Annotated in this window: 14 protein-coding genes; all 14 read left to right on the top strand. The window is 65.9% G+C overall.

Annotation, left to right across the window (positions count from 1 at the left end):
* The first annotated feature begins 4 nt into the window (after nucleotides 1–4).
* Nucleotides 5–433, top strand: a complete 429-nt coding sequence (locus tag CMC5_RS11885) for a hypothetical protein (RefSeq protein WP_050430514.1) — start codon at nucleotides 5–7, stop codon at nucleotides 431–433.
* Nucleotides 434–460: 27 nt separating this feature from the next.
* Nucleotides 461–1,441: a Mu-like prophage major head subunit gpT family protein gene (locus tag CMC5_RS11880; protein ID WP_050430513.1), complete on the top strand. Its 981-nt coding sequence runs from the start codon at nucleotides 461–463 to the stop codon at nucleotides 1,439–1,441.
* A gap of 19 nt (nucleotides 1,442–1,460) precedes the next feature.
* Nucleotides 1,461–1,931, top strand: coding sequence for a phage protein Gp36 family protein (locus tag CMC5_RS11875; protein WP_050430512.1), 471 nt, complete (start codon nucleotides 1,461–1,463; stop codon nucleotides 1,929–1,931).
* Complete coding sequence (locus CMC5_RS11870; protein ID WP_050430511.1) at nucleotides 1,921–2,316, top strand: phage virion morphogenesis family protein; 396 nt, start codon at nucleotides 1,921–1,923, stop codon at nucleotides 2,314–2,316. Before CMC5_RS11875 ends, CMC5_RS11870 begins: the two co-directional genes overlap by 11 nt.
* Nucleotides 2,317–2,342: 26 nt before the next feature.
* Nucleotides 2,343–2,870: a hypothetical protein gene (locus tag CMC5_RS11865; RefSeq protein ID WP_156338488.1), complete on the top strand. Its 528-nt coding sequence runs from the start codon at nucleotides 2,343–2,345 to the stop codon at nucleotides 2,868–2,870.
* Nucleotides 2,871–2,894: 24 nt separating this feature from the next.
* Nucleotides 2,895–4,334 (top strand): DUF2586 family protein, encoded by a 1,440-nt coding sequence (locus CMC5_RS11860; protein WP_156338487.1) that lies wholly within the window; start codon nucleotides 2,895–2,897, stop codon nucleotides 4,332–4,334.
* Nucleotides 4,335–4,344: 10 nt separating this feature from the next.
* Nucleotides 4,345–4,821, top strand: a complete 477-nt coding sequence (locus CMC5_RS11855; RefSeq protein WP_050430508.1) for a hypothetical protein — start codon at nucleotides 4,345–4,347, stop codon at nucleotides 4,819–4,821.
* A 5-nt stretch (nucleotides 4,822–4,826) separates the two neighbouring features.
* The gene (locus CMC5_RS11850; protein ID WP_156338486.1) at nucleotides 4,827–5,381 is read left to right on the top strand and encodes a hypothetical protein; all 555 of its coding nucleotides are present in this window, start codon (nucleotides 4,827–4,829) and stop codon (nucleotides 5,379–5,381) included.
* Nucleotides 5,382–5,705: 324 nt separating this feature from the next.
* On the top strand, nucleotides 5,706–7,628 hold the full coding sequence (locus CMC5_RS11845) for a hypothetical protein (protein WP_156338485.1): 1,923 nt from the start codon (nucleotides 5,706–5,708) through the stop codon (nucleotides 7,626–7,628).
* Nucleotides 7,628–8,152 (top strand): hypothetical protein, encoded by a 525-nt coding sequence (locus CMC5_RS11840; RefSeq protein WP_050430505.1) that lies wholly within the window; start codon nucleotides 7,628–7,630, stop codon nucleotides 8,150–8,152. The genes CMC5_RS11845 and CMC5_RS11840 overlap by 1 nt, the downstream gene beginning before the upstream one ends.
* The gene (locus CMC5_RS11835) at nucleotides 8,149–9,351 is read left to right on the top strand and encodes a hypothetical protein (RefSeq protein WP_050430504.1); all 1,203 of its coding nucleotides are present in this window, start codon (nucleotides 8,149–8,151) and stop codon (nucleotides 9,349–9,351) included. Before CMC5_RS11840 ends, CMC5_RS11835 begins: the two co-directional genes overlap by 4 nt.
* Nucleotides 9,348–9,815, top strand: coding sequence for a contractile injection system sheath initiator (locus tag CMC5_RS11830; RefSeq protein ID WP_050430503.1), 468 nt, complete (start codon nucleotides 9,348–9,350; stop codon nucleotides 9,813–9,815). The genes CMC5_RS11835 and CMC5_RS11830 overlap by 4 nt, the downstream gene beginning before the upstream one ends.
* On the top strand, nucleotides 9,812–10,987 hold the full coding sequence (locus tag CMC5_RS11825) for a baseplate J/gp47 family protein (RefSeq protein ID WP_050430502.1): 1,176 nt from the start codon (nucleotides 9,812–9,814) through the stop codon (nucleotides 10,985–10,987). The genes CMC5_RS11830 and CMC5_RS11825 overlap by 4 nt, the downstream gene beginning before the upstream one ends.
* Nucleotides 10,984–11,805 carry a hypothetical protein gene (locus CMC5_RS11820; RefSeq protein WP_050430501.1) on the top strand — a complete coding sequence of 274 codons (822 nt, stop codon included), beginning with the start codon at nucleotides 10,984–10,986 and terminating at the stop codon, nucleotides 11,803–11,805. The genes CMC5_RS11825 and CMC5_RS11820 overlap by 4 nt, the downstream gene beginning before the upstream one ends.
* The last annotated feature ends 1 nt before the right edge of the window (nucleotide 11,806 follow it).

Below are 11,806 nucleotides of genomic sequence, written 5' to 3'. Positions count from 1 at the left end.
CGCCATGGCCTTGAACCGAGAGTTCCTTGCCTCCGAGCTGGTTGGCGACACCGAAGATCTCGCCGTTGCCGAGGATACGATCATCTACGGCGGCGCGATCGTGGTCACCGGGCCCGATGGGTACGCACGGCCTGGTTATGAAGCCCCCGATGTCACGGTTTGGGGGAAAGCCGCTGAAACGATCGACAACCGCGGCAAGCCGGCGGGGGCTCAGAAGATCACCGTTACCGTGAGCCGGAGCTACCGCAAGTTCCGCTACGACAACGACGTCAACGGCACTCCCCTAGGGCAAGCAGACCTGGGCGGCACCTGCTTTCTGCTCAACGAACACACCCTCTCCGCTGACGACAACAACGGCGCCCGGAGCACCGGCGGCACCTTGATGGCTGTCGATCCAGGCGGCGCCAAGGTCTGGGTGCGGTTCCCGCTCTGATTTGCCGAGGACAGGAAGGACTCTGAAATGCTCTGGACCGCACGGCACGTCCTCGCGTTCGAGGACCGACTCCGCAGGATCATCAACCACGACTACCAGGACGCGATGCGCCGCGTCTGGTGGCCCAACATTATGGGCACACGCGCCTCGACGGGAAAGCGCGAGATCATCGAATGGCTGCTCAACACAGCCCAAATCGTCAAATTGCCCAACGGCCAGATGCAGTTCGACGATCTGGTCACCCAAGCCCATGAAGCCGTCAACATCCCCCGAGGCGGCGGCCTCCGGATGGACCGCGACAAGTGGGAAGACGACGAGGCAAAGCTGGCTTCCGAGTGGGCCTCGCAGATGGGCAGCGAGATGGCGATGTCGCCACAGTACGAATGCATCGATCTCATCAAGTACGGTGAGGTCGGGCTCGCTTACGATGGACGACCCTTCCACGGGGCGCACCTCGTCAATCCGTTCGACGAATCCCGTGGGGAGTACCGCACCCTCATCGACAGCATGGCTCAATTCGATCCGTCTCTGCCTGCGCTCCCGCCCGAGCTGACCCCCGATTCATTCTCGCTCGGCGTCGCACACATGAAGACGTTCGAGATGCCAAACGGCCGGAATCGCAACTTGGAGCCGCGCTTCCTGCTGATCCCTCCCCAGCTCGAGAAGGTCGCTCGCACCGTCACCGGAGCCAAGATCATCGAGGCAACCGAGAACGTGATCACGGATTATCACGTTCAACCGCTGGTCATTCACGAGCTGGCCCATGATCCTCGGAGTTGGATCCTCATCGCGCCGGGCAGCGGCGAGCTGGGGATGCCGTATATCTGGCAAGAGCGTCGCCCGTACGGAATGACGAGCTACGACGGCATCACCGATGCCGAACTGGCCAGGGCCAATCACCTTGAGTGGCACGTTCGAGGCCGAAACGCCGCCATCTACGGGCATCCATTCCGCGCCGTGAAGTTCAAGGTGCCAGGTCCCCAGCAGCAGCAACCCCCGCAGTCCTGAGTCGGAGGGAACAGAAGCCATGAGTTGCTACGTCACCATCGATGACATCAAGGACCTCGGCACCTTGCCGGCCGAGGATATCGACGAGATTGAGAGGCTCTGGCCTGGCCTCACGCTCCGGATCGCGACGAAGGTCTCAGCACACTTCGATTCTCGTCTGGCGAAGCGCTACGCGGCGCCATTCCGCGAGCCCTATCCGGACGTCATCATCGACAATGTCGCTCGGGTTGTGGCCTACCGGCTCACGCTCAAGCGCGGCTTCAACCCCTCCTCGGAGCAGGATCAGCTCATCCAGCAGGAGAAGGACGAGGCGCTCGCCTGGGTCAAGGAGGCTGCCGATTCCAAGGACGGCCTCATCGAGCTTCCCGCCCGGCAGGCCACACCGCCCGACGTCGCTGCCGTGAACGCGGGCGGTCCCCTCGGCTACTCGGAGCAGAGCCCCTACACCTGGCCGGTTCTCCAGGCAAAGGCAGCGCGCCATGAGCGGTAAGGGCTTCGCCGAGCTCGACGCCATGATCGCACGCATCCGGGAGCTGCCGCGCATGGCGCAGGAGGCCGCACCCGAGGTGGCCGAGGCGCTCCGCGATCATCTCGAGCAGAACATCGCGGCCGGACGCTCGCCGGAAGGGGCCTCATGGAAGCCCACGCGGGACGGCAAGAAGCCTCTCGCTGGAGCCACCAAGGCGCTCTCCGTCCGAGCGGTGGGGGCCATCATTCTGGCAGTCCTCAGCGGTCACGAGGTCTACCACCACTACGGCACCAAGCGCGTACCGAGACGAGCGATCCTTCCCTCAGCCGCGCTGCCGGAGGACCTCAGTTCGGCGATCAAGGCGGGCCTCGTACGCCGCTTCCGCCGACGGATGGGGGGACGCTGATGGGCCTCCTCCAGCTTGTCCGTGACGTGCGTCAGGTCTTCGCCGACGAGAGCATCACGGCTGTGGTCGTGCTCGGCGAGCGCGAGCCGGCGAAGCAGCTCAATCAGGGGCCCGGCCGCGCAAACCGTGTCGTGTTCGCCCCTGGAGACGAGAGCGGCGGAGCCGGGGAGTACGCAGCCGCACGCAATCCTGGCCGTAACCCTCGGCCGGTCAGGACCCTTGTCGCCCTCTCGCGTGTCTACGTCTGGGCCTATGACGGCGCAGCGCCGAACAGCGAGGAAGCGCAGTACGAGGCGGTCTGGGTCCTCCACGACCGGACCATCAGCGCGATCCATCGCAAGGCCCACGGGACCTACCAGGTCACCGCGCCGCGGTGGACGAACAAGGTCACCGAGCGCGCCTTCGGCAAGGAGCTGGTCTTCATGCTCCAGCTTGAGGTGCCGATCCTGGAGAGGCCGATCCCCACAGCGCCAGGGATCGAGCCGGTGGTTACAACCCGTCTCGCTGCCTCGCCCGACGACATCACAGGCGAAGTCGGCTGCGAGTGCCCCTGAAAGGAGGGCGATGTGCTCCCCAGCGTGAACATGAACGTGCTCGACGGCGCCCGCGGGGTCATGCCGCCAAGCTTTGGAGATGTGATGGCGATCGTCGGCCCTGCCGCCGATGGCCCGCTGAACATGCCGGCTGCGTTTGGCCAGGCAAAGCACGTAATCGCGAACTACCGAAGCGGCTCATCGGTCGAGGCCGCGTGCTACGCCATCGAATACACAGGCAAGCCCGTCGTCTTCGTCCGCACCGGCGAGACGACTCAGGGCTCCTTGAGCGCTGTTGACGCCCTCAGCTTCCGTGGCACCTCCGTCCCGACGCTGGATGCCGCGAGCTTTGCCGACGATGAGTATGAGGTCCTCCTCGTCTTCCCCCGCGGTGGGACCGTAGGCACCGCAGGGATCACCTACCGATGGAGCCTCGATGGTGGGCGCACGCTCTCACCGGAGACCGCGCTCGGGCAGGTAAGCTCCATCACCCTCCCCGAGGGGGGCAACCTCAAGCTCGACCTCGCCCAGGGCTCGGTGCTCGCGGGTGACTGGCTCTCCTTCCGAAGCCGCCCTGCCCAGTGGAGCAACGAGGAACTGAGCAGTGCCCTCACCGCGCTCCGCCACACCAACCTTTCCTGGCGCGTCGCACAAGTGCTGGGTTCGCTCGACCCTACGGCCCTCGCTGTCATCGGCGCCGAGCTCGGCGTCATGGCCCAAGCCGGCAAGTATCGCTGGGCGATCGGCAATGTCCGCGGCCCGAACCTCGGCGAAGAACCAGCGGCCTACGTCACCGCCCTCGCCGCTGCGTTCTCGGGAGTAAGCGACAAGCGGCTCGCGCTGTGCGCCGGCTACGCCAAGATCCTGAGCAGCGTCTCACGGCGCGTCTACCGCCGGCCCATCTCCCTTGCGGTTGCCGCCCGAGCCATCGGCGTCGACGCTGCGATCGACCTCGCAGAACTCGACCTCGGCGCGCTTCCTGGGGTCCAAATTCGTGACGCCAACCAGAACCCTGACGAGCACGACGAGGCGGTGTTCCCGGGCCTCGACGATGCGAGGTTCACCACCCTTCGCTCGGTGGAGGGATACGAGGGCGTCTACATCACGAACCCTCGTCTCTTCTCCCCCACGGGAAGCGATTTCACCTTCATCCAGCACCGCCGCGTCATGGACATCGCGTGCGAGGTCGTGCGGACCAAGCTGATGCGTCGGCTATCGAAGCCGCTCCACGTCCACGAGAGCACCGGCTTCATCCTGGAGGAGGAAGCCAGGGACATTGAGTCGGGTGTCAACTCGGCGCTCCGGACTGCACTGCTTGCGAAAAAGCGCGCCAGCTTCGTCAAGTTCGTCCTGTCCCGGACCGACAACATCCTGTCCACCTTCACCCTCAACGGGCAGGCGTTCATCGTGCCGCTTGGCTACCCCAAGTTCATCAACACGGACATCGGCTTCCACAACCCGGCGCTCCGCACCGTGAAGGTTTGAGGCTCCACCCATGTCCGACGCAATTCGGGTCAACGGCAACCAGTACGACTGGGGCTCCATCAAGGTGAAGATCCTCGGCGAGGAGTTCTACGGCTTCACCGCGGTTAGCCATTCCCAGAAGCGGGAACGCGCCAAAGCATACGGTTTCGGGAAGCACCGTGCTCCCCGCGGCAGGACGCGAGGGCGCTACAGCGCCGAGGGCAAGATGACCGGATGGAAATCCTCGGTCGAGGCCCTGCGCGCCTTCCTGGCTTCGCAGTCTCCAGACGGCACGAACTATGGGGATGTCGAGTTCGACATCGTGATCCAATACATCGAGCCAGACGAGACGCCCATCACGGAGGAGCTTTTTCAATGCGTCGTCGCCAGCGAGGACGCGAGCCATGAAGAGAATACCGATCCGCTCAAGGAGGAGATCGGCCTCGACGTCATGTACATCAAGAAGAATGGGCGAACCCTATTCGATAACAGCGACAAGACCAGGTGAACGTCATGCTTGAACAGAACGAAGCCATGCCCCCCAGCTCCCAAGCACTCGCGCAAAAGACGCGCGGCGCGGAGAGACACGACGAGCCCCCCGACACGGCACGTCCACCCCGACGCGATACGCAGATCGACGACCTTCAGACAGAGATTGATGCGGAGCTGGCGAAGCTCGCCGAGGTCGAGACGCGCAGAGCTCAGCGCGAACATAGCCAGCGGCTCGTCCGCGAGCTGGCCGAGGCGAAGCGTGCTCGCAAGGAAGCCGAGGTCATCGAGCGGCTCGAGGCCGAGCACGGTCCGCTCGACAAGCGCATTCTCCGCATCGATACCGACGAGGGCATGATTGTCGTGCGTAAGCCCGACCCTCGCCTCTATCAGCGGTTCGTCGACCAGGGGAAGACGAACACCGAGGCGCTCTCCAAGCTCGTCCGTCCTCACGTCGTCTACCCCGACAAGACGGAGCTCACGCGCATCTTCGAGGAGGTTCCCGCTGCCCTCATGCGCTGCGCCGATGCCGTCTGCTTTCTCGCAGGCGTACGTAAGCAGGAGGCCGAGGGAAAATAAGAGCGCTCCTCGCTGAAGCCCACCGCGACCACGGCATCGCGGCGGCATGTCTCCTCTCGTTTGCCGCCGGTCGAGAGGAAGATGGCGAGTTTGAGCGGAGCTACGTCGGGGCGGTCCTCCTTGCCGAGGGCCTCACCGAGCTGCGCCGGATCCGGCAGGCATTGACCAAGGAGGGATGATATGGGCGCCGACGCCAAAGCTACCTTTGCGATCGAGCTGGAAAACAAAACCTCGGGAGCAGCAGACAGTGCAGGAAATGCGCTGGAGCGACTTCGGAGCAAAATCAAGGCGGGGCAATCGGCTCTCGCTGAAATGCAGGCCGCGATGCAACGGCTCAAAGCGTCTGCCGTGGTGGAGCAGTATCAGCGGCAGGCCGCTTCGCTCTCCCAGCTCGAGGCGCAGATGCGCCGGCTTCAGTCAGCGAACGTCGTCAACATCGACAAATACCGCGAGCTGAAGTCCCGCCTGGAGGCCGCACGAACCGCCGTAGCCCGCCTATCGCAGGAGGATTCGGTCAAGGCATTCCTCCAGATGCGCGACGCCATCAATGCCAAGCGCCAGTCCGTCGCTTCCGCTCAAGCCGAGTTCGTCCAGCTCGGGGGCACCTTCGGCAAGACGAACCAGAGCGCCAAGGAAGCCAACGGCGGCCTGGGCGAGTTGATGGAAACGGCGCAGATGGCTGGCGGGCCAGTGGGCAGCCTCGCCGGCCGCGCGGGGCAGCTCAAGGCCATGCTCGGCAAAGGCGGGGCAACAGGCGCCCTCGTCGTGCTCATCGCCGCCCTGGCCGCCCTCACCGTCGGCCTTGGTGTGGCTGCGGCTTCCCTGGCTGCCTTCGCCCTTCAGGCCGCCGGGGCGGCACGCGCCAGCCGCCTGCTCCTCGACGCGGCAACCGGCTCCGCGGCGGCGGGAGGGGCTCTCGCTGGCCAGATCGATGCCGTGGCGGGGAGGGTAGCCCTGACCCACGCGCAGCTTGAGGAGATGGCCCTCTCGCTCGCCAGAACCCGCCTGGAGGGCCAGGGTCTCGCCTCGGCCCTCTCCGCTGTCGCCATGGCCAGCTCGGTCATGGGCACCACGGCCGGCGCAAAGCTCCAGGGCATCGCTGAGCAGGCCGCCCGTGCCCGGCGCTTTGTGGTGGGCGCCTTCGACCTCGACGGCACGGGGCTCAAGCTCGATGACGTCGCGGGAGCGCTCGCCGAGCGGCTCGGGCTCTCCTTCAGCGCAGCGGTCGCGGCCATCCAGAACGGCCAGGTACGGGTCGAGCACGGCCTCCAGGCCCTCGATGACGCCATCCAGAAGAAGTTTGGTCACATCGCGCGAGCCCAGCTCCTCGGCCTCTCCTTCCAGCTCCAGCGCGCTCGGGAGGACTTCAGCCGCCTGTTCGGCGGGGTACACATCGATCCGCTTCTTCAGGGGCTCCGCGGTGTGCTGCGCCTCCTCGACCAGAGCACGATCAGTGGCAGGGCGCTCAAGGTCCTCGCCGAGGCGATCCTCAACCCCTTGTTTGCCTCGCTCAGCCGAGGGGCGCCCTACGCACGAGCGTTCTTCCAGGGGATGGTCATCGGTGCCCTGCTGGTCGCGATTGCCGTCCTACGGGTCAAGAAGGCGCTCGATTCGGTCTTTGGGAGCGAGTCCACATCGAAGGTCGACGGCCTCCGCCTCGCCATGCTCTCGGGCGCTGCTGCTCTCGGCGCCCTGCTTGGTCTCGTTGTCGTGCTCTCGATCCCCTTCGTGTTTCTCGGCACCGCCATCTACCGGGTCTATTCCGAAGCCCGAGCCCTCTACGCGGTGCTCTCCGGTCTCGACTTCGGATCCATCGCAACCAACCTCCTCGCCGGCCTGGTGAACGGAATCGAGGGGGGCGCGTCGTGGGTCCTCGGCGCTGTCCGCAATCTCGCCGATCGCATGATGGGCACCATCAAGTCGGCCCTGGGGATTGCCTCACCGTCCAAGGTCTTCGCGCTCTATGGCCGATTCACCGGAGAGGGACTCGTCCAGGGTATCGAAGCCAGCCAGCCCGACGTCGACAGCGCCGTCAGTAACCTCGTCTCCATCCCGAGCGCCGAAGGACCCGCGGTCGCAGGCGCCTCGATCCGCAACCAGCAAGGCGGCAACACCTACAACATCACCATTCACGGCGTGAAGGATGCCGAGCAGCTCAAGAGCCCATCCTTCCTCGCCCAGCTCGCCGCTGCCCTGGAGGGGGCGGCTCTCGCGGGTGGGATCCCCCTCGAGCCGGAGATGGGCTGATGCTCAACCCCCTCCGGAATCCCGAAGCGTTCGACGTCTGGTTTCTCGCCGGCCAGGTCTCTCCAGGCCTCTCCGAGGTCGCCGGGGCGAGCTCCCCGCGCAAGTGGGACGAGCGGCAGGGTTACGGGCTCTCGGGCGCCACCATCGTCTACACGGGTGATGGCCTCGCCCAGTTCGCCATCAAGGTCTTCCTCTGGGAGGATGAGCACTTCGAGCAATGGGCAGCCTTCAAGGTTCTGCTCAAGAAGGCGCCGAGCGGCACGCGCCCCAAGGCGCTCGATATCTACCACCCCATCCTCGAGGACCTCGAGATCTCCTCGGTCGTGGTCGAGGACCGTTCCCAGCTCACCGAGGTCCAGGGCGAGCCGGGGATGTTCTTCGTTGAGGTGAAGTTCAAGCAGCACCGCGCCCCAACTCCCGCCATCGGCAAGCCCACCGGCTCTCAATCCAAGCCCACCGCCGAGGACGCTTTCGACAAGACCATCGAGAAGCTCACCAAGCAGTTTCAGGAGCTTGCGGGATGACCCTCTTTGCCTCCATCAATGGCCTCCGGGTCACCGGCATCAAGGTCCGCTTCCCGTACACCGGCGTCTGGTTCGCTGACATCGACCTCGATGACGAGGTAGCCCTCCTTGGCCCCGTGGTCGTGCGCCTTGGCCGGCTGGAGCTCCGCGGCTCGGTTCTGCCTGCCCTCTCCGGTGGCTTCGAGCTGGCCTCCCGCTACTGCATCGTCGGCGGCACGGGCGGCTGGATGAAGCATGTCGGGCCGCTCCACTTTCACAACGATGCCAAGGTCAAACGCTCCACCGTCCTCCTCGCGGTTGCCCGAGCAGCCGGCGAGACGATCGATATCCGCACAGATCTCGAAGACCGCATGGTGGCCGACTTTGTGCTCCAAACCGGGCCGGCCTCCCGCATCCTCCGGCAGCTCCTCGGCACGACTCCCTGGTGGGTGCGGTTCGACGGAGTGACCCAGGTCGGCCCACGGGAGCCTCGCGAGGTCACCGAACCGTACGACCTCTTGAACTTCGATCCGCGGGGCAAGATCGCCACGCTCGCTGCGGACGATCCCTCCGCCATCGGGGTTGGCTCTGTCCTCCGCGCAAGGCTTCGGACACCGCTCGTGGTCCGACAGGTGGAACTTGAGCTCACCGGCGGCACCCTCCGGATCACCGCCTGGTGCAGGGAAGGCAGCGGCGAGGCCTCGACCGAGGAGCGTACCCTCCGCACGCTTCGGGCCCTCGTCCGAGAGTCCCTGCCCGAGTACACCTTCCTCGGCCGCTACCGCTACCGCGTCGTGCGCCACGTCCAGCACCGGCTCGATCTCCAGGTCGTGCGCAAGCGGAGCGGCCTGCCCGACATTCTCCTGGTCCCGATCCACCCCGGGATGGCGGGCCTTTCCGCCGAACTCACTCCGGGCGCGATCGTGCTGGTGGAGTTTGTCGAGGGCGACCCCCGTTTGCCCATCGTGACCCACTTCAGCGCCGAGGATGAGCCGGGCTTCCTTCCGGTCGAGCTGGCCCTCGACGCGACCAACGCCGTCCGCCTCGGCGCGGTGGCCAGCACCGTGGAGCTGGGCTCCGGCGCCGCCTCCGTCGTGCGTCACGGTGACACCATCGCCCTCCGCGATCCGGTGACTCAGCAACTCCTCCTCGCCGGCTTGGTGCAGCTCACCGCCGGCACCGCCGAGGTCCCCCCCGCCATCTCCAAGGTGAAGGCGTGACCTCGCTCCTCTCCGCTGTCCTCGTGCGGGTGGTCACCTCCCATGGAGAGCCGCCCAACCCGCCCCCCAAGCCTCCCCAAGGCTTCGGCGTGGACCTCGACTGCGCGGAGGACCTCGACCCTCTCATGGGTACTGTCACCGGCCTCCAGGTCGTCGCCCAGGCCATCTATCGCCGCCTATCAACACCCCGGGGCATGGTGCTCGATGCGCCGGACTACGGCTTCGATCTGCGGTCCCTCCTCCACAAGGGCATGAGCCCCGCCGAGCAGGCCGCGCTCCCGGGCCTGGTTCGCGCCGAGGTCCTCAAGGAGGAGCGCATTCAAAGCGCCACCGTCCAGATCCTCGACTTCACCTCTGACGCTTTCCGCCTCTCGATCCGCTGCGTCACGGCCGAGGGGCCCTTCCTCATGACCCTGCACGTGAGCGCCGCCGCCGTGCTCCTCGCCGAGGTACACGCCCGATGAACATCCCTCTCGATCAACTCATTCGTCCCCTTTCCCGAGATGAGGTCAAAGCCAGCATCTACAGCATCCTCAAGGCCGTAGGCCTGCCCGTCACCGCCTGGCAGGAGGGCTCGGTCGCACGCACCATCATCGCGATCGTGGCCGCCCTCTTCGCCGGCTACACCGAGGTCATGGTGCTCGCCATTCGCGCGGGCTTCCTCGACCTCGCCGAAGGCATCTGGCTCACCCTCCTCGCCAAGCACGTCTACAATGTCGATCGCCTTGAGGCGACCTTCGCCTCGGGTGTGGTCGTCATCGACAACGCGGGTGGTGGCTCCTACACCTTCGACTCGGGCGAGGTCATCTTCCTCAACCCGGCTACGAAGAAGACCTACACGAACGCCGTCGCGTTCACTGTCGGCCCCCTCGAGACGGGCAAGCAGGTCGACCTCCGCGCGACCGAAGCCGGTTCGACAAGCACGGCGGGGCCCGGACAGATCAACGCCTTCGAGACCAAGTTCCTCGGTCTGAGCTGCTCCAACCCTGCCGCCCTCATCGGCTTCGATGCCGAAAGCGATCCGGCCCTACGCCAGCGCTGCCGGGACTCCCTCGGCGCCCTCTCCCCCAATGGCCCGGAGGCTGCCTACCTCTACGTCGCCAAGAGCGCACGCCGGCCCGACAAGACCCCCATCGGCATCAACCGGGTCTACATCCCCCCGGCCCTTGGCGACGGGAGTGTCTACGCTTACGTCGCCACCCCGAGTGGCCCTGTGCAAGGCGTCGCGAATGATCCCGCGACCGACCTCGGCATCGTAGCTCACGACATCTACCGGAAGGCGGTCCCCAAGGGGGTGACTGCGTTCGTCGAGAGCGCCATCCCCAAGCCGCTCTCCCTCACGGTGGACGTCTGGATCGACGCATCCGCATCCCTGAGTGACGCCGACGTCCAGGGCCTCATCCAGCAGAAGCTCAACATCTACCTCCCCACGATACCGATCGGCGGGTTCGTCATTCCCCCTGCTTCTGGGAGGCTGCTTTGGAGGGCGCTGATCGGCCAGATCGAGGCCGCCTCCCCCTACGTCATCGAGGCAAGGCTCTCGCCCGAGCTGGACATCCCCATGGTCATCCCTGAAGTGGCCACCCTCGCGAGCCTCACCGTCAATGTCCATCAGGTCGTGGGAGCCGCAGCATGAATCCCCAACATCTCAGCTTCCGCGAGACGCTCCGGAGCTACTTGCCGCCCTGGCTCTCGGACAGGCCCACCTCGGGCCGTACTGTCGGCTTCCGGTTCCTGTACGGCCTCGCCGCCGTGCTCGACGCCGGCATGCAATTCCTCGTGGAGGGCATGCAGGCTCGGCTGCCAGGTATCGGCACGCCAACCGCGCTTCCCTACATCGGCCGGGACCGCCGCATCATCCGGGGGCCGCACGAGACCAACGCAGCCTATGCAGCGCGCTTGCTCGACTGGCTCGAGCTCTGGCGCGCTGCCGGCAACGCCTATGCCCTCGCCAAGGCCCTGCAGGCCTTCTTGGCTCCAGACCATCCTCGGATCCGCATCGTCACCCGCTCGGGCTTCTGGTGGACCCTGGACCCCTCGGGAGCGCTCACGTGGCGCCTCGCCATACCGAACAACTGGGACTGGGACTCGCTCACCCATCCCGAGCACGCCGGGTGCTGGGCTGACTTCTGGGTCATCGTTTACCCGCCCCACTTCGAACCGGATGGCGCCTGGGGAGATGGAGCCTCCTTCTGGGGCGCAGGGAAGATCTTCGGACAGGACGTCTCCCTCAGCAACGCCGAGACCATTCGAGCCCTGGTCCGTCAGTGGAAAGCCGCGCACGCGCGCTGCGTCACACTCATCTTCGCCTACGACCCAGCCAGCTTTAACCCCGCATCTACGCCTGGCTCGGTGGGCATGCCCGATGGCCGCTGGGGCCGCTGGTCCAAAGACGACGGGACCGGCCGAAGGGTGCGCTCACGCCGCGCTGACGCGCGTTACTGGGAGGTCTGAT

Source organism: Chondromyces crocatus (genome assembly GCF_001189295.1).
Lineage (GTDB): Bacteria > Myxococcota_A > Polyangia > Polyangiales > Polyangiaceae > Chondromyces > Chondromyces crocatus.
Note: the sequence above shows the minus strand (reverse complement) of the source record. Positions and strands in the feature narration are given on the sequence as shown.

What these genes read in the sequence shown, in the direction of transcription:
- CMC5_RS11885 (WP_050430514.1), top strand. Translation starts at nt 5, where the DNA reads ATGGCCTTGAACCGAGAGTTCCTTGCCTCCGAGCTGGTTGGCGACACC.
- CMC5_RS11880 (WP_050430513.1), top strand. Translation starts at nt 461, where the DNA reads ATGCTCTGGACCGCACGGCACGTCCTCGCGTTCGAGGACCGACTCCGC.
- CMC5_RS11875 (WP_050430512.1), top strand. Translation starts at nt 1,461, where the DNA reads ATGAGTTGCTACGTCACCATCGATGACATCAAGGACCTCGGCACCTTG.
- CMC5_RS11870 (WP_050430511.1), top strand. Translation starts at nt 1,921, where the DNA reads ATGAGCGGTAAGGGCTTCGCCGAGCTCGACGCCATGATCGCACGCATC.
- CMC5_RS11855 (WP_050430508.1), top strand. Translation starts at nt 4,345, where the DNA reads ATGTCCGACGCAATTCGGGTCAACGGCAACCAGTACGACTGGGGCTCC.
- CMC5_RS11850 (WP_156338486.1), top strand. Translation starts at nt 4,827, where the DNA reads ATGCTTGAACAGAACGAAGCCATGCCCCCCAGCTCCCAAGCACTCGCG.
- CMC5_RS11845 (WP_156338485.1), top strand. Translation starts at nt 5,706, where the DNA reads ATGCAACGGCTCAAAGCGTCTGCCGTGGTGGAGCAGTATCAGCGGCAG.
- CMC5_RS11840 (WP_050430505.1), top strand. Translation starts at nt 7,628, where the DNA reads ATGCTCAACCCCCTCCGGAATCCCGAAGCGTTCGACGTCTGGTTTCTC.
- CMC5_RS11835 (WP_050430504.1), top strand. Translation starts at nt 8,149, where the DNA reads ATGACCCTCTTTGCCTCCATCAATGGCCTCCGGGTCACCGGCATCAAG.
- CMC5_RS11825 (WP_050430502.1), top strand. Translation starts at nt 9,812, where the DNA reads ATGAACATCCCTCTCGATCAACTCATTCGTCCCCTTTCCCGAGATGAG.
- CMC5_RS11820 (WP_050430501.1), top strand. Translation starts at nt 10,984, where the DNA reads ATGAATCCCCAACATCTCAGCTTCCGCGAGACGCTCCGGAGCTACTTG.